The organism is Paraburkholderia sp. SARCC-3016, from assembly GCF_031119615.1.
Taxonomy (GTDB): domain Bacteria; phylum Pseudomonadota; class Gammaproteobacteria; order Burkholderiales; family Burkholderiaceae; genus Paraburkholderia.
The window spans coordinates 112,548-133,110 of sequence record NZ_JAVHZD010000021.1 but is presented as its reverse complement, the minus strand read 5'-3'; the positions used below and the strand labels follow the sequence as shown (position 1 = coordinate 133,110).

Here is a 20,563-nt window from a genome sequence, read left to right as displayed (position 1 = left end):
GCCGATAAGGATGCGGCAGCGGGAACGCGCGGTATCGCACGATACCGCGACGTTATCGGGATAGCACCTCGCACATGTGGGTTCTTGCTTTGATAGAGGGGCGGTTTCGCCGATGCGAACCACCCTTCTTTCACATAAGGCAGCCCATGACGACATCTGCAACGAGTCCCACTGTCGCCGCCCGCGCGATCTCGAGCGCGGACCCCGATGCGAATCAGGCGCCCGACCCCGCGCCGCGCCACGAACCGGACGCCACGCGTACGGGCCGCCCGCAGCACCATCCTCACCAGCGGCACCAGCGGCACAACGGACAGAACCCACAGCCGTCGTTGCCGTCCGCCGCACAGATTGCGGCGAGAGGCGCGCCGCCTGCCGGCCCGCTCACCTCACCACCGCAAACCGCGCAAACCGCGGCGAACCCTCTGCAAGCGCCGCCTGATGCGCGACACGCCACCGACGCCGAATTCACCTCGCTGCTCAAGCGCTACGACGACAAGCACGCCAACGCCGCCGGCGATACGCTCAATGCCGACCTCAGTGCGCAGCTCGTAGAAGTCCTGATGGCTGGCTATCCCGACGATGCAGGCAAATTCGAAGGCGAGGCGGAGCGCGATCTGGGCATGCTCGCGCAATTGCCGGCCGACGTCGCCGCTCAGTATCGCAATCAGATGAAGTCGAACTGGGACGCGTTCGAATCGACATCGAATGCATGGCTGCGCGACAAGTATGCCAATGACGCCACGACGCTGCGCGACCAGCTCGCGGACGAATATCAGGAAGCGAGGACCGACCCGCGGCAACGCGCGCAAGCGATCTTCAACGCGCCGTTCGGCAGCGGGACGCTCGGCGATGGCGCGCAGGACGATCTCGACAGGCTGAACGATCTCGGCAGGCAGTTCCGTCTCGCGCATTCGAAGGCGGACCGCGAAGCGATCTTTTCCGATGCCAGCGGACTGAAACAGTCGCTGCAGAACCGCGTATGCGACGCGATCCTGGACCAGATCGATGCATCCAGCCGCGCCGAGGCGGCCAGCGAGAAAGAGGTCATGCAGGCATTCGAACTCGCTCAGGGTATGAGCGGACCCGGCGCGACGCCGGGCGGACGGCTCGCCGATTTTGTCGGCCAGGTGGCCGGGAACGAGGCCCGCGCACGCGCGTTTACCGAACTGCGCCGCCTCACGCCCGAACGGCTGCAGCAATTGAAGGACATCGATCCGGACCGTTTCGCGCACCTGACGGCGCTCAAGCCCGAACGGCTTGAACAGCTGACGCAATGGGAAAACGCGCTGACCGCGCAGGATAGCGAGGCTGCACGCGCGTTGCCGGAAGTGTCGCTCGATCCACTGAAATATCCGTCGGATGTCCGCTTCTACCTGCCGGCGCCGGGGCCCGGTTATGGCGAAGATTTGCGGCAGCGATATGTCGATTCGCTGAAGACGATCGTCGCCGCCGACAAACGCATCAGCATGTCGCACGAATGGCTGTCGTCGCCGATCCGGCAGAACTACATCAGGACGCACCGGCCGCCGCAATGAGGGCGCGCACGCGAAACAGGCGCCGCACACGCGCGCTTCAGATCGCCATTGCCTGCTCGATATGCTCGCGTAGAGCCGGCGTGCAGACGATCACGCGATTGCCGTTGCGCAGACAGTCGGGCGTGAGAAAGTCGTTTGCCCAGCCGCCCGCCTCTTCGACGAGCAGCACCGCGGCCGCCGCATCCCACGAGTTGATGTGCAGTTCGCAGTACGCGTCCTGCCGTCCCATCGCGACATAGGCGATGCCGAGCGCGCCGGAGCCGCGGCGCTTGACGCCCGCGCCGAGCGCCTGCAGGCGCGCCTGCACGGTCGCAAAGCCTTCGAACGGGATGCGCGACGACCAGCCCAGCTCGACGACCGATTGCCCGATGTCGGCGATCGTGCTGACCTTGATCGGCGCGCCGTTCAGCGTCGCGCCTGCGCCCCGGCGCGCCGCGAACAGTTCGTCGAGCATCGGATCGTAGAGCACGCCGATTTCCGCCCGCCCGTCGCGCACGAACGCGATCGACACACAGAAGTGCGGCACGCCGCGCGCGAAGTCGGCCGTGCCGTCGATCGGATCGACAATCCACACGTCGCGGCCGAACGACCCGCCGCCCTCTTCGCCGAAAAAATCGTCGTCGGGAAACGATTCGGCGATGCGCGCCGCGATCAGCCGTTCGACTTCTGCATCGGTTTCGGTCAGGTAGTCCTGCGGACCCTTGAATTTCAGCGTCAACGCTTCGTCGCGACGCTCGAAGCGCAAGCGGATCAGGCGGCCCGCTTCGCGCGCGATCGCGCATGCGGCCAGGTAGCGGTGATGCAACTGCACGTCGGTCATACCTTCCTCGTTACGGACGAGCGCGCAGAAATACCGCGCGCGGTTGAAGTGTGCGGTGTGCGCATTACAGCGATTCGGTCAGCATGCGCCGGTAGTCGTCGGCGCTCGCGAGGCGCGGGTTCGTCTTGTGGCAATGGTCGGCCAGTGCGCCGGCAACGACCTTGTCGAACACGCTCGCGTCGACGCCCATCTGCGCGAGGCCGGTCGGCAGGCCAAGGCGTGCGGTCATGTCATGCACCGCCTGCGCGAGATCCGCGTTATCCGGCAGGCCCATGACGCGCCGCATGCGCGCATAGCGATGATTCGCGATCACGCTGTCCGCGCTTTCGTTAAAGCGCAGCACGGCCGGCAACACGACCGCGTTCAGCGTGCCGTGATGCAGCGACGTGCGCCCGCCGACCGCGACGCCGCCGAGCGGATGCGACAGCGAATGCACACAGCCAAGCCCTTTCTGGAACGCCATGGCGCCTTGCATCGATGCGCTCATCATATTGAGCCGCGCATCGCGATCGCTGCCGTCCGCGGTGGCGCGCTCGATATGGGCCCACGCGCGCTCGAGCCCGTCGAGCGCGATGCCGTCGGCCGGCGGATTGAACGCCGCCGACAGAAACGTCTCGATGCAATGCGCGATCGCGTCCATGCCGGTCGCGGCGGTCAGCGCGGGCGGCAAGCCGAGCGTGAGGCCGGGGTCGCAGATCGCCGCCTTCGGCAGCAGATGCCACGAATGGAAGCCAACCTTGCGGCCGTCGTCGAGAATCACGATCGCGCCGCGCGCGACCTCGCTGCCGGTGCCGGCCGTCGTCGGCACGGCGATGAGCGGTGCACATGCCGACGTGATCCTGTCGCTGCCGCCTTCGATCGTCGCGTAATGCATGAGCGGGCCCGGATGCGCGACGGCAATCGCGACGCCCTTCGCGAGATCGATCGACGAACCGCCGCCGACCGCGATCAGTCCATCGCACCGTGCTTCGCGATAACGTTCGGCCGCTGCATGCACCATCGCTTCGGTCGGGTTCGACGGCGTCTCGTCGAACACGGGCGCAGCGCCGAGCTTCGCCGCATCGAGCACGCGCTCGACGAGCCCCGCCGCGACGACGCCCTTGTCCGAGACGACGAGCGGTTGCCGTATGCCCGCGCGTGCGCACTCGGCCGGCAATGGCGCGAGCGCATCGTATCCAAGATGAATGTGGGTCAGGTAGTAGATGTAGGCCATGTCGGTACGCTCCTCGATGCTCGTTCTGATGACCGACCCAGTTCGGCCAGACGCGGAGCCGGGACGGATGCCTGATGCACGTCGATAGACGTTGATGCAACCTGCACGAACAGACGCGGCGCGACGCGTGTTCCGTCAGACGAGCGTGGCGCGGCGGCCGACGTTCAGTCTACCGCGCTCCCCTGCGCCCTACTGCCCCGGACGCTCGACGAATTCGAACGGCAAGCCGCGCCGGCGCATCCATTCGCCGAGCGCCTGGCCCGTGCCCGCGCGCCACGGCCGCAACTTTGCGGGCTCGACGAGGCGGTATTCGAGCAATTCCGGCGACAGCACGATCGTTCCGTGCGCACGCACGTGATACGCGATGATCAGCTCGTTCTTGCGTATGAATTCATAGACGCCGACGAGGTCGACCGTGTCGGCGACGAGCGACGTCTCTTCTTTCACTTCGCGCGCGATTCCCTGCTCCGGCGTTTCGCCGTTTTCGAGGAAGCCCGTAATCAGCGCGAACATCCCTTCGGGCCATGCTGCATTGCGCGCGAGCAGAATGCGGCCCTCGTATTCGACGATCGCTGCGACCACGGGCAGCGGATTGTTCCAGTGCACATAACCGCAGCCGTCGGCCGGACAGCTCTGGCGAATGCGGCCGCCCTCGTGTTTGGGATCGGTGCGTTCGGTGAGCGGCGTTGCGCAGCGGGGGCAAAATCGGTAGTCGGTCATGATGAGGCGTGGTGGGGTTCGGTGGTTTGCGCTGCCGGGTTGCGCTAGCCGGTTGCGGGCGTCACGCCTGGGTACATAGCTCACGCACGTCGGCGGCGAAGCGCTCGACCGTCTCCGGCTGCGTGTCCCATGCGCACATCAGACGGCAACCGCCCGCGCCGATGAACTCATAGAACCCTCCAGCCGCGGTTGCGCATCGCTTTCGCGGCGTGCGCCGGCAGTTGCGCAAACACTGCATTCGATTGCGACGGGAACATGATGGAGACGCCCGGAATTTCAGCGAGACGCGTCTCCATCAGGCGCGCCATCGAATTCGCATGGCGCGCGTTGCGCAGCCACACGTCGTGATCGAGCAGACCGAGCCATGGCGCCGAGATAAAGCGCATCTTCGACGCAAGCTGACCTGCCTGCTTCAGCCGGTATGCGAAATCTTCGGCGAGCGCGCGGTCGAAAAACACCACCGCTTCGCCGACCGGCAAGCCGTTTTTCGTGCCGCCGAAGCACAACACATCGACACCGGCGCGCCACGTGATTTCGGACGGATGCACGTCGAGCGCGGCAACCGCATTGGCAAAGCGCGCGCCATCCATATGCACCTTCAGATGCCGGCGCTTCGCGATCGCCGCGATGGCGCGCACGTCTTCGACGCTATAGACGGTGCCGACCTCGGTCGATTGCGTGAGCGTGACAACCTTCGGTTTCGGATAGTGGATGTCCGCGCGGCGCGTGACGACGGCTTCGATTGCATCGGGCGTGAGCTTGCCGTTCACGCCGGGCGCGGTCAGCAGCTTCGAGCCGTTCGAAAAGAATTCGGGGCCGCCGCATTCGTCGGTTTCGACATGCGCGAGTTCGTGGCAGATCACCGAGTGATACGACTGGCACAGCGAAGCGAGCGCGAGCGAATTGGCCGCCGTGCCGTTGAAGACGAAGAACACTTCGCAGTCGGTCTGAAACAGGTCGCGCAGGCGGTCGCAGACGCGCTGCGTCCAGGAGTCGTCGCCGTAAGCGGGCTCGTGGCCGCTGCCGTTGGCGGCGATCAGCGCCTCGAGCGCCTCGGGACAGATGCCGGCGTAGTTGTCCGACGCGAAATGTTGCATGGCCGCCTGACGCGCGGCGGTTGCCGCGCGGTATGAAGTGGGGAAGCCGACATTTTAGTGCGCGGGCCGGGATCTGTTTGGAGACGATGAAAATGCGGCATGCGGAGGTGGGGCACGATTTTGCGCCCGCCGCTTGCGCCCTCGCGCGCTCACCTCGGTCTCGCGAGGCTCACCGCGACCAGACCGGCCGCGCCGGCAAGCAGCGCGCCGGCCGCGAGCCACAAGGCGATCGTGAACGAGCCCGTATGCGCGGCGATCGGTGCGGCGATCAGCGGCCCGACGATCTGGCCCAAACCGTAGGCGGCCGTCGCATACCCCATGAGCCCGGCCGCATCGTTGCCGTGCAGTCGCCGCGCCTCGCGCATCGCGAACAACGTGATCGCGGTGAACGGCAAGCCGATCAGCACGCTGCCGAGCGCAAAACCACCCGCGCTCGGCCAGACGATGCCCGATGCGATGCCGAGCGCCTGCAGCACATAGCAGGCGGCGAGCAGCGTCCGGTTGTCCCAGTGCGCGGGGAGCCGCGCACCGGTGAGCGCGCCTGCCATCAGCGCGACGCCGAACATCGGCCAGAACAGATCGGGCCACGCAGAACCCGGCAACGCGGCGCGCGCGATAACGGGCAGGAAGGTCGCGGTGATGATGTAGCCGAAGCCCGGGATGCCGTAGAGGATGACGAGCCACGAGGCGTCGGCGCGATGCGCTCTGCGCGCGAGCGCGGCGGCGACGTTTGCGTTTTCGGGCGAAGGTGGGCTCGTGCGGGCGGCGGCGTTATCGTCGGTCTTCGATGCCGGCGCTGCCCGTGCCGTTGAATAAGCGGCGCGGTCACGAGGAACGAACACGCGCCACACGAGCGCGGTCAAGACCGCGGACACGATGCCGAAGCCGATCCACCCTGCCGTCGCGCCATACCCGCCCGCGACGCTGACGAACAACCCGGTCCCGACGATACCGAAACCCGGGCCCGTATAGATGAGTCCGCCCCATGCGCTCTCGCCCAGTTCGGCGAGCCGGCGCAGCCCCCATTGGGACGCGAACACGAAGGTCCACGCACTTGCGATTCCTGCGACAAACCGCACGGCGCACCACAGCGCGAGACTGTCGACGATGCCCATCGCCAGCACCAGCAGCGCGGTCGCGCCAAGCCCGCAGCGCACGACGCGCGCCGCATCGACGCGCAGCGCCGCGCAGCTGAGCGCGCCGACGAAATAGCCGGCGTAGTTTGCCGACGCAAGCCAGCCGCCCTGCCTGATATCGAGCACGCCGCTTTTGAGCATCAGCGGCAGCAGCGGCGTGAACGCAAAGCGGCCGACACCGAGCGCGACCGCGAGCGTGACCATGCACGCGAACGCCGCCCGCCGGGCCGCGGCGGGCCCGGCGCGCAGGTCGAGCGCAGCGCGAGTCAGGTCGTTCATAGGCTGAAGACGGGGGAAGCGGCGTTCACGGTGTCCGCAAGCGTTCGGACGTTCCGGTGCCCGCATGCTCGGGCGCGCGGACGTCCGCGCCGAGGGCAACCGATAGACGACATCTTAATTGACCTTCCCGATCCCAAAAAATGAATTATATTGATCTGAACCATCACTCCAAGAGAACGGCCGGAGAACTCATGGACCTCGCCGCATTGACGATTTTTCGCGCCGTGGTACGCGAAAACGGTGTGACGCGCGCGGCTGCAAAGCTGAACCGCGTGCAGTCGAACGTGACGACGCGCATCAAGCAACTCGAAGAGCAGCTCGGCACCGACCTTTTCATCCGCGACGGCCGGCGGCTCGTGCTGACGCCGGCCGGCGAAACGCTGCTGCCCTACGCGGAGCGTCTGCTCGCGCTCGCCGACGAAGCGCGCCATGCGGTGCGCGAGAATCGGCCGAGCGGACGATTGCGGCTAGGCACGATGGAAAGCGTGGCGGCCACGCGGATGCCGGAACTGCTCGCGAAGTATCACCAGACCTGGCCCGACGTGTCGCTCGAACTCGAAACGGGCACGACCGGACGGCTGATCGAACGCGTGCGCGAGTTCGAAGTGGATGCCGCGCTGGTCGCGACGCCGCTCGACATCGCCGCATCGCTTGGCGAACAGTTCGACGTCGTGCCGGTGTTTCGCGAGGAACTGTTGATGCTGACGCCGCGCGAACACCCGCCGATCGGACACGCGCGCGATATCGCGCTGTCGACGCTGATCGCATTCGAACGCGGTTGCGCCTATCGCAGCTACGTCGAGAAGTGGTACCACGAACACGGCATGCAGCCGACGCGCGTGCTCGAACTGGGCTCGTATCATGCGATCGTCGCATGCGTCGCGGCGGGCGCGGGCGTAGCCGTCGCGCCGCGTTCGGTGCTGGAACTGCAGCCGGAGATGAACAACATCGCCGTTCACTCGCTAGGCGATCTGGGAACGATCGACACGCTGCTCGTCTGGCGGCGCGGGCATTTTTCGTCGGCGCTCAACGCGTTGCGGGAAATGCTGCTCGAGCGGAGCAATCTGAAGGCACAGAAGGCTGTGGCGGCAGGTGAGAACGGCGCGTTGGAGGCGGCTTAGACGTTTTTTCTTATCAGAATCGCTCCAATCTTACCGCTTGGAGAGCGTACTCCGGTCACGTACCAGCGAGCGTTCGTTGATGACTACGAGCCGAATGTCTCGAGCTTGCTGCCGTCGGCACTTGCCGCTCAGTTGCATGCCGCGGGCCGCCTCCAGGGACAGCAGCCTGCGGGCACCTATTTACGCAATGTTCTCGAGCAGCTTCTTATCGTAACTGCGCCCGCTACCGGCTGCCGCTCAGGAAGACGCAGAAGCGGATCGATGCGGACCGCTCCTACTGAAGGGCCCCATGTGCTCCGGCACAAGTGGCTGAAGCGAAAAACCCGAAAGTCGGACACCAACGGGCGACGAGTCGACAAGCAGTGAGCCAACAAGCGAGTAGCGACTTTACGCGCGTAAAGTCGCGAGAGGCTGGCGCGTCACAACGGCGCTTTACACCTGCGCTTTACAGCTGTGCTTCGACCCAACCCTTGACACCCGCCAGCGCTGCCGGCAAGTTGGCCGGCTCGGTGCCGCCTGCCTGAGCCATGTCCGGACGGCCTCCGCCCTTGCCGCCAACCTGCTGCGCGACGAAGTTGACGAGCTCGCCCGCCTTCACTTTCCTGCTCGCCTCCGACGTCACGCCCGCGATCAGGCTGACCTTGCCGCCATCGACCGACGCGAGCACGATCGCCGCGCTCTTCAGCTTGTCCTTGAGCTTGTCGACCGTTTCGCGCAGCGTCTTCACGTCCGCGCCTTCGAGCGTCGCGGCCAGCACGTGCACGCCGCCCACTTCGATCGCCTGCCCGGCCAGTTCGTCGCCTTGGCTCGATGCGAGCTTCGACTTCAGCGCGCCTAGTTCCTTTTCGAGCGACTTCACCTGGTCCTGCACCTGCGCAATGCGTTGCGCGAGCTCCGACGGCTGCGCTTTTAGCGCCCCTGCGGCCGCATTCATGCGTGCGTCGAGCTCCTGCACATAGCGCACGGCGTTGTCGCCGGTAATCGCCTCGACCCGGCGGATGCCGGCCGCGACACCGCCTTCCATTACGATCTTGAAGAGCCCGATATCGCCGGTGCGCTGCACGTGCGTGCCGCCGCACAGCTCACGCGAGAAACCGAGATCGAGCACGCGAACTTCGTCGCCGTATTTTTCGCCGAAGAGGGCCATCGCGCCGCCCTTCACCGCTTCGTCGAACGGCATCACGCGGATGACGCCCGGCGCGTTCGCGAGCACTTCCGCATTGACGATCGTTTCGACGCGGCGGATTTCGTCGTCCGTCATCGGCGCGTTGTGCGCGAAGTCGAAGCGCGTCTTTTCCGCATCGACGAGCGAACCCTTCTGCTGCACGTGGCCGCCGAGCACTTCGCGCAGCGCCTTGTGCATCAGGTGCGTTGCCGAGTGGTTGCGAGCGGTGCGCGCACGCCGGATCGCGTCGATCTCCGCCTTCACGACGTCGCCCACCTTGAGCGTGCCCTGTTCGAGCTCGCCGTGATGACCGATCACGTCTGCCTGCACCTTCTGCGTGTCGCTGACCGCGAAGCGCACGCTTGCGTTCGCCAGCAGGCCCTGGTCGCCGATCTGGCCGCCCGATTCCGCGTAGAACGGCGTGTGATCGAGCACGACCACCGCCTGCTGCCCCTTCGCGACTTCGTTGACCGACACACCGTCGACATACAGCGCGATGACCTTCGCGTCGTCGAACACGATCTCTTCGTAGCCGTGGAACGTGGTCTTCGCACCCGAGTATTCGAGACCCTGCGCCATCTTGAACTTGCCGGCCGCGCGCGCCTGCTCGCGCTGGCGCGCCATCGCTTCGTCGAATGCCGGTTCGTCGACCGCGACGCCGCGCTCGCGGCACACGTCCGCGGTCAGATCGAGCGGGAAGCCATACGTGTCGTGCAGCTTGAACGCAAGCTCGCCGTCGAGCGTTTTAACCGATTTCGAGTCGAGATCGGCCAGCGCGCTTTCGAGAATCGACATGCCGTGTTCGATCGTCTCGAAGAAACGCTCTTCTTCCTGACGCAGCACGTCGGTCACGCGTGTTTCGGCTTCCTTGAGCTCCGGATAGGCGCCGCCCATCTGCGCGACGAGGTCCGCCACGAGCTTATGGAAAAACGCGCCCTTGCGGCCGAGCTTGTAGCCATGGCGGATTGCGCGCCGCACGATGCGGCGCAGCACGTAGCCACGACCCTCGTTGCCCGGAATCACGCCATCGACGATCAGGAACGAGCACGCGCGAATATGGTCTGCAATGACTTTCAACGAGTTGTTCGTCAGGTCGGCAACGCCGGTTTCGCGCCCCGCGGCAGAGATCAGCGCCTCGAACAGATCGATTTCGTAGTTGCTGTGCACGTGCTGCAGCACGGCTGCAATCCGCTCGAGGCCCATGCCGGTATCGACGCAGGGCTTCGGCAGCGGCGTCATGTTGCCCTGCGCGTCGCGATTGAACTGCATGAACACGAGATTCCAGATCTCGATGTAGCGATCGCCGTCTTCTTCGGGCGATCCCGGCGGGCCACCCCAGACGTCCGGGCCATGGTCGTAGAAAATTTCCGAGCACGGGCCGCACGGACCCGTATCGGCCATTTGCCAGAAGTTGTCCGACGCGTAGCGTGCGCCCTTGTTGTCGCCGATGCGGATGATGCGTTCGGTCGGCACGCCGACGTCGTTCGCCCAGATGCCGTACGCTTCGTCGTCTTCCTGGTAGACGGTGACCCACAGCTTGTCTTTCGGCAACCGGTAGACGGTGGTGAGCAACTCCCACGCGTAGTGGATCGCGTCGCGCTTGAAATAGTCGCCGAACGAGAAGTTGCCGAGCATCTCGAAGAACGTATGGTGACGCGCGGTGTAACCGACGTTCTCGAGGTCGTTGTGCTTGCCGCCCGCGCGTACGCTGCGCTGCGCCGTCGTGGCGCGCGAGTACGGCCGCTTTTCGGCGCCGAGGAACACGTCCTTGAACTGAACCATGCCCGAGTTCGTAAAGAGCAGCGTCGGGTCGTTGCCCGGCACGAGGCTCGACGAACGGACAATCGTGTGGCCCTTCGATTCGAAGAACTTGAGGAATTTCTCGCGGATTTCGGCGGCTTTCATAACGTGCTGGGGACGGGTTCCGGGCATGGTTCCGACGCCTTGTTCAAGGTTTGTCGGCGTCGTGAATCGGGGGTTTCCTGAACCGCCGATTATACGGGATCGGCGAGCGCACGCGACGGCGCATCGCCCGCCGCGCGCGGTGCTGGCCGAACGGCCAGGGCAATCGGCCGCAAGTCGCGCCTGGCGCGGCCTGCACTCGCGTGTCCGGCAGCCGGCGTCGCGGTAGCGAGCGCGCCGGTAGCTGGCGTTCCGGTGGTCTGCCCGCTTCGCGCGGCGCCGCGTCGGCATGTGCGTTTTACCTATGCCGTTTGGCCGAATAGGCCCGCGCGCCGCGATCGCTTAAGATGCGTGACGTCGCTGGAATCCGCTTGCAATTGTGAAGCGGCGCGCCGCCGCGCCGCTCGCATGTCGAGGAGACATTAACCGAACATGGGCGCTCTCAGTCATATCCGCGTGCTGGACCTCAGCCGCGTGCTTGCCGGTCCGTGGTGCGGACAAACGCTCGCCGATTTCGGCGCCGACGTGATCAAGATCGAGCGTCCGGGCGCCGGCGACGACACGCGCCATTGGGGCCCGCCGTACCTGAAGTCGCCCGACGGCGCCGATACGCGCGAGGCGGCGTATTACCTCGCGGCGAACCGCAACAAGCGGTCGGTCACGGTCGATATCGCTACGGCCGAAGGCCAGCGCATCGTGCGCGAGCTTGCCGCGACGAGCGACGTCGTGCTGGAAAATTACAAGGTCGGGCAACTCAAGCGCTACGGCCTCGACTATGAATCGCTGCGCGCGGTGAAGCCGGACCTCATCTACTGCTCCGTGACAGGCTTCGGGCAAACCGGTCCGTACGCGCAGCGCGCCGGCTACGACTTTATCGTGCAGGGCCTCGGCGGTTTCATGAGCATCACCGGCGAGCGCGACGGCGAGCCCGGCGGCGGTCCGCAAAAGGCCGGCGTCGCGATCGCCGACCTGATGACGGGCATGTACGCGACGGTCGCCGTGCTCACCGCGCTAGCGCATCGCGATCGTACCGGCGCCGGGCAGTACATCGACATGGCGCTGCTCGACGTACAGGTCGCGATGCTCGCCAACATGAACTCGAACTTCCTTGCGAGCGGCACGCCGCCCGCGCGCTGGGGCAACGCGCACCCGAACATCGTTCCGTATCAGACGTTCCAGACGAGCGACGGATGGATCATCGTGGCGGTCGGCAACGACGGGCAGTTCCGCAAGTTCGTCGAAGCCGGCGGGCATGCAGAGCTTGCCGACGACGAGCGCTTCGCGACCAATCCGGCGCGCGTGCGCAACCGCGAAACGCTGGTGCCGCTGCTTGCCGCGATGGTGCGCGAGCGCAGCAAGCGAGAATGGATCGATGTGCTCGAAGCTGCGCAGGTGCCGTGCGGGCCGATCAACGATCTGCGCGAGGTGTTCGATAACGAGCAGGTGATCGCGCGCGGCATGCGGGTCGAGTTGCCGCATCCGTCGGGCGGCACTGTGAAGCTCGTGCGCAACCCGATCAGGATGACGGAAACGCCGCCGCAAGCGGCCGCGCATCCGCCCACTCTGGGCGAGCACACCGAGGACGTGCTGCGCAGCGTGCTCGGCTACGACGATGCACGGATCGCCGCATTGCGCGCGCAACAGGTGGTGTAACCGGCGGTGCGACTTTCGGGAGGGCTGACTTCGTGCAGGCGACCGGACTGCCCGCGCAGGTGCCGGTCACGGCTCCGGCGCTGATGCGACACTGATACCGAGGCTGATACCGAGGCTGACATCGATGCCGATGCGCCTTCGAGGCAACCAGGTTCAGCTATCGGCATCGCGTTCAGGCAAACGACTTGAGCCAACCCAGCCCGTCCTGCCAGTCGCCAAGGCCGCTATCCGCGTTGATATGACCGCGTGCGCCGATGCTGATCCAGCGGCTGCCCCACGCGGCCGCGCACGTGTGTGAGAACGGCACGCCACCGTAGGGGTCGTCGGTGCTGGCGACGACGATGGTCGGAAACGGCAGGCGTTCGTCGGGAACGGGCGCAAAACCGCTCGCGGTGGCGGGAAACGCGCGGCACGCCGGATCCGGCACGGCTACGAGCAGCGCGCCGGCCACCTTGTCGCGCTGCGCGGGCGCGGCATAGCGGGTCGCCCACCACGCTACAGTGAGGCAGCCGAGGCTGTGCGCGGCAAACGCAACCGGTGCGCCTTCCGCCGTTACCGCGGTCACGGCGGCGTCGAGCGCGTGACACCAGTCGTCGCGCACCGGATGCTCCCAGTCGGGCATGCGCACCCTCGAGAACGACGCGTGCGCAGCCTCCCAGCGGGTTTGCCAATGCCCGGGGCCGGAGTCCAGATACCCCGGCAGCACCAGTACGTTGGGTTCTTTTTGCAACACCATCACGTCATCCCCGTTTGTCGTTCAAGGTGTCCGATCGACACCCAACTGCTGCGGATTGCCTGCTAAGGAAACACGCGCGCAACACCCGCGCCGCGCGGGTCCGCCGCCGGCTGCGGCGTCGTGCCGTCGATCCTGATCATCTGCACGTCGCCGTTAAAGTCCTGTCCTTCCGGCGTGTAACCGAGCCGTTGCAGCTGCTGCGCGAGATCGCCGGCGATCGGGCGGTACGGCTCCCAGTAAATCGCCTTCGGCGGCAATGCCTGATGATGAAAGCGCATCGCGGCCAGCGCGTTCGTCGGCGGCATGCCAAAGTCGTACAGATCGGTCATCACCTGGAAGATCGTCGTAAAAATGCGCGAGCCGCCCGGCGTGCCGATGACCAGCACGACCTTGCCGTCCTTCAGCACGATCGTCGGCGTCATCGAAGACGCGGGCCGGCGGCCCGGCGCGATCGTGTTCGCCTCGTCCATGCCCGCGCCGGGCTTCGCGACAAAATCGTCCATCGCATCGTTGAGCAGGAATCCGCCGCCGTCGACGACGACGCCGGAACCAAACGGACCGTTCAGCGTGTACGTGTTCGATACTGCGTTGCCCCATTTGTCGACGACTGAAAAATGCGTCGTCTGAGGCTTCTCCGTCGACGGCGCATCACCCGAAGCGGCATTGTTCGATGCCGAGGCGCCATCAGGCTGCGCCGGCGCCGGCTGAGCGGGCCTCGCTTGAACCGGTTGCGGCTGAGGCACGTTTGCTTGCGGTGCGCCCGGTGCGCTCGCCGCGACCGCATTCGTTTGCCCGGCATTCGTTGGCCCGGCATTCGTTGGCCCCGCATTCGCCTGCCCGCCACCCGGCTGACTCGCGTTCGGCTGACCTGCGCCAGACGCAGCAGCGCCGGGCTGATTCGTATTCGGCTGACCTGCGTTCGCCGGTCCCGCGCCGGGCTGCCCTGCACTCGCCTGCCCCGCGTCTCGCTGCGTTGCGTTCGACTGCCCCGGAGCTTGCGGCACGGCGGGTTGCGCCGCGGCGCCAGCCTGACTCGCCCCCGCCGGCCCCGCGCTGGCGGGGGCTGCAGCGCTGCCCTGCACCGCGCTCGCAGCCGCTCCGCTAGCCTGTTGCGCCGCCTGTTCTGCCGCCTGTTGCGCTTTCTCCTGCTCCGCCTTTTCCTGAGCCGCCTTTTCCTGTTCCGCTTTCTCGCGCGCGGCCTTTTCCTGTTCCGCCTTCTCCCGCGCCGCCTTCTCTTCCGCCGCCTTCTGCTGCGCCCACAGGTCCTTCACCTCGCCCGCGCGCTGCGCGAGGTACGCATCGCCGGTGAGCTTGCCGACCGGCACCGGCACCGCGTCCGGATCGGCCGCGTACTTCGCGCGGTCCGCGAACACGCGGTCTTCCATTTGCGCAATCAGCTGGATGTACGGCGCGGAGTTCAGCTCGAGCCCGGCGAACTGCGGCTTCAGATCCGCTTTCATCTTCAGCAGCTGGATCAATGCGATGCCGCCCGAGCTCGGCGGCGGCGCCGTCACGATCCGGTAGCCGTTCCAGTCCGCCGCGAGCGGGTCGCGCCAGACCGCCTTGTACTGCCCCAGATCCGCCTTTGAAATCATTCCGTGGCCGTACATCTGCTTCTCGATCAGATCGGCGGTCTGCCCTTCGTAGAATTCGCGGCCACCGTCGTCGGCGATCCGTCCGAGCGTCTGGGCGAGTTCCGGCTGGCGAAACGTCGCACCCGTCTTCAAACCCGCGAAGTACACGTTGAAGTTCGTCTTGCCCGCGAATTTCGCGGCCGCATCGTCGCGGCGCTTCTGCAACGACGCGTCGACGACGAAGCCATCGCTCGCATAGTGGATGGCCGGCGCAAGCACCTGCTTCCACTTCAGTTTGCCGAAGCGCTTCTGCGCTTCCCACAGGCCTTCGACGGTGCCCGGCACGCCCGCCGCCCGGAAACCGATCGAACTCATGTTCTTGACGACGTTGCCCTTGTCGTCGATATACATATCGCGCGTCGCCCGTTGCGGCGCCTGCGCGCTGTAGTCGAGAAAGTACGGCTTGCCGTCGACCTGCAGCGTCATGAATCCGCCGCCGCCGAGGTTGCCCGCGTCGGGACGCGTAACGGCGAGCGCGAACGCGATCGCGACCGCCGCGTCGACCGCGTTGCCGCCCTCCGCGAAAATCTGCTGCGCGGCGTCCGCACTATAGCGATCGGGTGTCGCGACCGCCGATGCGTCGAACACGGTCCTGGCGGGCGCGCTCTTTGCCCCGGCAGGCATCGCGCCGAGCACGAGCGCGCCCAGCAGCGCCGCGAGCGCGGCCGCATGCAAGGTCTCGCGAGCGAGTGTGCGGCCGGCTGTGTCGATGTCGGCCCTATTGCCTGAAAAGGCGTGACGCGCAAAGCGCGCATCGAGCGTCGCAGGAGGCATGCAGGGAACTCCGGAAAAAATGAGTGCCGGCCGGATGCCGGCAAAGCGAACACGGGAAGTGTTGCACACCGCGCCGGGTGGACGGTCATCGGCCCATCGACCCATCGACCCATCGACGCAATGGCACAGGGGGCGAGAAGCCTTCGACGCAGAACGCAGCCGAAAGCCTGGTCGGCGAAGTCGATCGCGCATGCGTTCGCCGGCGCGCCGGCGACTCCTGTCGCGCGACCCTGCGCGCGTGGTTGCGCGCGCACGTTCACCGGTGAATCCGCTCGCGCATCCCGTCCGCGCCTATGCCCGCGCTGCTTCGAACCATCTGTTCGTGCGCATTGTCCGCACTGCTATTCGGGTCCGCCGTTATTCGCGTCGCTACTCGCGCAGTTTCCGCGCAGTTTCCGCGCCGTTTCCGCGCCTTTTTCCGCCTTGCGACCCGCGAAGATAGCGTGCCGTGCGAAACATCCAAAGCGCCACAGCGAAGCAGCGGCGAACCTGGCGAAGCGCAAACATCGCGCCCGCCTGCAGCCCGGACGAACGTTTCGGACTCGGGACCCACTTCGCCGTTGGCGGCATGCTACCGGCGCCGGCGCTCGCGGTCCAAACCGATTTACGTCCTGTTACAGCGCCTTTCGGATCGCCTCGAACCCGCGCGCCCATCCCGCCTCGTGCCGCGCCCCCTCACACCGCGGCGCTGCGTGCCGCGTGCGCCGGACCGCGGCCGCGTCAAAGCGCTGTACCTCACAATGCCGTCAGGTAGAATTGTCGGATTAGAGGGAGCAGCGCGCGCCCTCGTCACCTTCTCCCATTCGCATGAGTACAGACCGCAAGCACAGCGAGCACGGCGACGCATCCGCCGCCGCGCCCGCCGCCAACTTCATCCGCAACATCATCGACGACGACAATCGCTCCGGTAAATGGGCCCAGCGCGTCGAAACGCGCTTCCCGCCCGAGCCGAACGGCTATCTGCATATCGGCCACGCGAAGAGCATCTGTCTGAACTTCGGCATCGCACGCAGCTATGGCGGCGTGTGCCATCTCCGCTTCGACGATACGAACCCGGAAAAGGAAAGCTTCGAGTACGTCGAATCGATTATCGACGCGGTGAAATGGCTCGGCTTCGAATGGAAGAAAGACGAAAAAGAGCACCTGTACTACGCGAGCGACTATTACGACAAGCTCTACGCGTTCGCCGAGCTGCTGATCGAACGCGGCAAGGCGTACGTGGATAGCCAGTCGGCCGAAGCCATGCGCGCGAATCGCGGCTCGGCCACCGAGCCCGGCACGCCGTCGCCGTATCGCAACCGCTCTGTCGAAGAGAACCTCGACCTGTTTCGCCGCATGAAGGCCGGCGAATTCAAGGAAGGCGAGCACGTGCTGCGCGCGAAGATCGACATGGCGTCGCCGAACTTCAATATGCGCGACCCGGTGCTGTACCGCATCCGCTTCGCGCATCACTACCGTACCGGCGACACCTGGTGCGTGTACCCGATGTACGACTACACGCACTGCATTTCAGATGCGCTCGAGAACATCACACATTCGCTGTGCACGCTCGAATTCGAAGACCATCGTCCGCTCTACGACTGGATTCTCGACGAACTCGCCGCAGCCGGCGTCTTCACGCGGCCACTGCCGCAGCAAATCGAATTCTCGCGTTTGAATCTCACGTACGCGATCACGAGCAAGCGCAAGCTGCTGCAACTCGTAACCGAAGGCCACGTCGACGGCTGGGACGATCCGCGCATGCCGACCGTCGTCGGTTTGCGGCGGCGCGGGTTCACGCCCGAATCGATCCAGTTGCTGTGCGATCGCATCGGTGTGACGAAGGTCGACTCGTGGATCGACATGAGCGTGTTCGAGGGCGCGCTGCGCGACGATCTCGACGACAAGGCGCCGCGCGGGACCGCGGTGCTCGATCCGCTCAAGCTCATCATCGACAACTACCCCGCAGGCACGACCGAGGAATGCAGCGCGCCCGTGCATCCGCATCATCCGGAGCGCGGCACGCGCACGTTTCCGTTCTCGCGCGAGCTGTGGATCGAGCGTGAAGATTTCAACGAAACGCCGCCGAAGGGCTACTTCCGGTTGTTTCCGGGCAACAAGGTACGCCTCAAGTACGGCTACGTCGTCGAATGCACGCGCGCCGACAAGGACGAAAACGGCAACGTCGTCGCGGTGCACTGCAACTACTTTCCCGATAGCCGCTCGGGCACCGAAGGCGCGAACGGCTACAAGGTGAAGGGCACGATTCACTGGCTCAGCGCGGCCGGCGCATGTCCCGCGGAGGTGCGTCTCTACGACCGCCTTTTCAAGGAAGCGCAGCCCGACGCGGGCGGCCGCGATTTCCTCGAGGCGCTCAATCCGGATTCGAAGCGAATCGCGCAAGCCTACGTCGAACCCGGCGCGCGCGACGCGGCGCCGGAGGAACGCTATCAGTTCGAACGCCATGGCTACTTCGTCGCCGATCGTTACGACACGAAGCCGGGCAAACCCGTATTCAACCGCATCGTCAGTCTGCGCGACAGTTGGGGCAAGCCGGCGTAACGCAGACAAGCGGTTCATCGCGGGTTGATCACCGATAACAACGGTCCTTCGAAGGAGACAGAAAGGCCGGAAGAAACGCCTGCCCGGGGGAAACGATTGATGAACGCTGTTGTACGTCGAGACTCGCGTGTCGCACTTGCCGCGATCGCATTGCCTGTTGTTGCGAAATTCGTCAGGTTCGTAAAGTTCGCAACCTTTACCGCATCGATCGCGACATGCGCGGCTGCGTACGCGTCCACATCGGATGCCGCATCGGCTTTGTCGGGGTCGCGCTCGGAAGAGCTCAGCGGCACGCTCAAAAAGATTCGCGACGAAGGCGTTGTCGTGCTGGGCGTGCGCGAAGCGTCCATTCCATTTTCGTATTCGGACGGCGGCCGCACGGTCGGCTATTCGCAGACAATCGCGCTCGCCATCGTCGAGGAAATTCGCAAGACGCTGGGCCTGCCGAATCTGCGCGTGCGCGAAGTTTCGATTACGTCGGCCAACCGCTTCCCGATGCTTGTCAACAATCAGATCGACTTCGAGTGCGGCTCGACGACACACACGCGCGATCGCGAAAACGTCGCCGCATTCTCGAACAGCCTGTTTCAGTACGCGGTGCGAATGCTCGTCCGCAAGAACTCGGGTATCACCGACTTCGCCGATCTCGCGGGCAAGCCGGTCGTGACGACCGCGGGCACGTCCGACGAGCGGCTCGTGCGGCAACTGAACAGCGAGAAGCAGCTGAACATGCGCATCGCGAGCGTGAAGGACCACTCTGACGCATTCGCCGCCATCAAGTCGGACCGCGCGGTCGCCTTCGTGATGGACGAGCCCATTCTGTACGGCTTTCGCGCAAGCGACCCGCGCCCCGACGACTTCATCGTGACCGGCACGCCGCTTGGCTACGAGACCTATGCATGCATGTTCCGCAAGGGCGACGAGCCGTTTCGCGACCTCGTCAACGGCGTGATCTCGCAGATGCAGACTTCGGGTGAAGCGGAGCGGCTCTACAACGTGTGGTTCACGCAGCCGATTCCGCCGCATGGGATTAACCTCAATTACCCGCTATCGCAGGAAATGCGCGCGTTGTTCGCGCATCCGAACGACAAGGCGCTGGACTGAGCGGCAGGCTCTCGAACGGCACGCGCGAAGACCACCGCCGCACCACAGGCGGCGCAGAGTCGTTACAGCGACTGATGCAGTTCCGCAAGCGATAACGTCGTCTGAAACAGCCGTGTCAAACTTCGGCTTGCATACCGCTCGACTTCGTCGGGCCGGCACCAGCGGTATGCGTCCATCTCGGGAATCATCACGCCGTCCGAACGTCGCGGAAACAGCGACGTACACGTGCACGGCGTCAGGTCGAGTTCGTTCGGTCGCGCCCGCGCGGCGAACAGATGCAAGTCTTTGTCGCGCCGGTAGACGAAGCGGCCGAGATCCTTGAGTCGCTCGACGCCGAGCGTGATGCCGGTCTCCTCGACCAGTTCGCGCAATGCCGTGACCGCGGGCGCTTCACCGGCTTCGCCGTGCCCCTTCGGAATGTCCCAATGATTGGTGCCGGTCGCATGCGCGAGCAGCACGCGGCCATCGGGCGTGAGCAGCACGACGCCGCATGAAACGATGCGCTCGCTCAATGCTTCTTCTGCAGGATCCAGCGGCCGCTGTTGCCCTGTCGGCAGTAGCGCGGCCCCAGATTCACCGACTGCCCTTTCGCGTTGAGCACCACGCGCACCGTGCGGCAGGTGTTCGCGCCGTCTTTCGCGGTATCGACGGGCGTCAGCTGCGCATCGATTTTCACGCCGTTGCCGGTGCCCTCGTTATTCCACGTAGTCGATTCGCCGTCCGCCTTGTTGCTGAGCACCTTGTCCGCGGCCGAGCGCAGCGAATCGATATCGCGCTGCTTCATGTAGCTGATTGGCGTGTCGTTCAGAAAGCCGAGGTTCGCCGCGTGCGCGGCAAGCGAGCCCGCGACGAGCGCAGCGCCGATCGTCAGGTGGCTCAGCAAACGGGAATGACGCAGTTGACGTGAAGTCCGGTTTCGGATCGGCATTTTGCTTGGATCTCCGTGGGTGGTCGGGCGCGGGTCGGCCTCGGCGAATTGGCCTCAGGAGGCCAATCGACGGGCGGCCCGATGATCGGCGTGTCTCGATCTGGACCTGAAAAGAATAGCACGCGCGCGACGCGGCCGATCTCACAAAGCGCGCGAAATCGTGGTTCGCCGCGTGGCGCCACGGCGTAATCGACCGATGCGGCTC

At 65.5% G+C, this 20,563-nt stretch carries 14 protein-coding genes and 1 pseudogene; 5 read left to right on the top strand and 10 right to left on the bottom strand.

The features are described from left to right. The first annotated feature begins 146 nt into the window (after window positions 1-146). Window positions 147-1,535 (top strand): hypothetical protein, encoded by a 1,389-nt coding sequence (locus tag QYH69_RS21510; RefSeq protein WP_308833800.1) that lies wholly within the window; start codon window positions 147-149, stop codon window positions 1,533-1,535. A 37-nt stretch (window positions 1,536-1,572) separates the two neighbouring features. Here the strand turns inward: QYH69_RS21510 and QYH69_RS21505 are convergent, their stop codons facing one another. From QYH69_RS21505 to QYH69_RS21485, 5 genes and pseudogenes are all read right to left on the bottom strand, one after another. After that, window positions 1,573-2,355 (bottom strand): inositol monophosphatase family protein, encoded by a 783-nt coding sequence (locus QYH69_RS21505; protein WP_308833799.1) that lies wholly within the window; start codon window positions 2,353-2,355, stop codon window positions 1,573-1,575. Between the two features lie 64 nt (window positions 2,356-2,419). Beyond that, entirely contained in the window at window positions 2,420-3,568 is a 1,149-nt protein-coding gene (locus tag QYH69_RS21500; protein WP_308833798.1) for an iron-containing alcohol dehydrogenase, read from the bottom strand. A 189-nt stretch (window positions 3,569-3,757) separates the two neighbouring features. Continuing rightward, window positions 3,758-4,288: an NUDIX domain-containing protein gene (locus QYH69_RS21495; protein WP_308833797.1), complete on the bottom strand. Its 531-nt coding sequence runs from the start codon at window positions 4,286-4,288 to the stop codon at window positions 3,758-3,760. A 61-nt stretch (window positions 4,289-4,349) separates the two neighbouring features. Next, a pseudogene (locus tag QYH69_RS21490) lies at window positions 4,350-5,385 on the bottom strand (threonine aldolase family protein). 149 nt (window positions 5,386-5,534) lie between these two features. Then, window positions 5,535-6,800, bottom strand: coding sequence for a YbfB/YjiJ family MFS transporter (locus tag QYH69_RS21485; protein WP_308833796.1), 1,266 nt, complete (start codon window positions 6,798-6,800; stop codon window positions 5,535-5,537). 191 nt (window positions 6,801-6,991) lie between these two features. Here QYH69_RS21485 and QYH69_RS21480 point away from each other — a divergent pair, with 191 nt between their 5' ends. Further along, window positions 6,992-7,921 carry a LysR family transcriptional regulator gene (locus QYH69_RS21480; protein ID WP_308833795.1) on the top strand — a complete coding sequence of 310 codons (930 nt, stop codon included), beginning with the start codon at window positions 6,992-6,994 and terminating at the stop codon, window positions 7,919-7,921. A gap of 445 nt (window positions 7,922-8,366) precedes the next feature. Here the strand turns inward: QYH69_RS21480 and alaS are convergent, their stop codons facing one another. Then, the gene (alaS, locus tag QYH69_RS21475) at window positions 8,367-10,991 is read right to left on the bottom strand and encodes an alanine--tRNA ligase (RefSeq protein ID WP_308833794.1); all 2,625 of its coding nucleotides are present in this window, start codon (window positions 10,989-10,991) and stop codon (window positions 8,367-8,369) included. Window positions 10,992-11,420: 429 nt separating this feature from the next. Here alaS and QYH69_RS21470 point away from each other — a divergent pair, with 429 nt between their 5' ends. Beyond that, the gene (locus tag QYH69_RS21470; RefSeq protein ID WP_308833793.1) at window positions 11,421-12,641 is read left to right on the top strand and encodes a CaiB/BaiF CoA-transferase family protein; all 1,221 of its coding nucleotides are present in this window, start codon (window positions 11,421-11,423) and stop codon (window positions 12,639-12,641) included. Window positions 12,642-12,813: 172 nt separating this feature from the next. Here QYH69_RS21470 and QYH69_RS21465 read toward each other — a convergent pair whose 3' ends face one another. Together QYH69_RS21465 and QYH69_RS21460 are read right to left on the bottom strand one after the other, a co-directional pair. Next, window positions 12,814-13,377, bottom strand: a complete 564-nt coding sequence (locus QYH69_RS21465) for an alpha/beta hydrolase (RefSeq protein WP_308833792.1) — start codon at window positions 13,375-13,377, stop codon at window positions 12,814-12,816. Between the two features lie 62 nt (window positions 13,378-13,439). Then, complete coding sequence (locus QYH69_RS21460) at window positions 13,440-15,785, bottom strand: gamma-glutamyltransferase (protein WP_374992467.1); 2,346 nt, start codon at window positions 15,783-15,785, stop codon at window positions 13,440-13,442. Between the two features lie 807 nt (window positions 15,786-16,592). On the opposite strand from QYH69_RS21460, the gene QYH69_RS21455 reads away from it, so the two are divergent. Together QYH69_RS21455 and QYH69_RS21450 are read left to right on the top strand one after the other, a co-directional pair. Further along, window positions 16,593-18,326, top strand: coding sequence for a glutamine--tRNA ligase/YqeY domain fusion protein (locus QYH69_RS21455; protein WP_308833791.1), 1,734 nt, complete (start codon window positions 16,593-16,595; stop codon window positions 18,324-18,326). A 99-nt stretch (window positions 18,327-18,425) separates the two neighbouring features. Next, window positions 18,426-19,430 (top strand): transporter substrate-binding domain-containing protein, encoded by a 1,005-nt coding sequence (locus tag QYH69_RS21450; RefSeq protein WP_308833790.1) that lies wholly within the window; start codon window positions 18,426-18,428, stop codon window positions 19,428-19,430. 62 nt (window positions 19,431-19,492) lie between these two features. Here QYH69_RS21450 and QYH69_RS21445 read toward each other — a convergent pair whose 3' ends face one another. Both QYH69_RS21445 and QYH69_RS21440 read right to left on the bottom strand, forming a co-directional pair. Then, entirely contained in the window at window positions 19,493-19,942 is a 450-nt protein-coding gene (locus QYH69_RS21445) for an NUDIX domain-containing protein (RefSeq protein WP_308833789.1), read from the bottom strand. Beyond that, complete coding sequence (locus QYH69_RS21440; RefSeq protein ID WP_308833788.1) at window positions 19,939-20,358, bottom strand: hypothetical protein; 420 nt, start codon at window positions 20,356-20,358, stop codon at window positions 19,939-19,941. Before QYH69_RS21440 ends, QYH69_RS21445 begins: the two co-directional genes overlap by 4 nt. Window positions 20,359-20,563 lie beyond the last annotated feature (205 nt).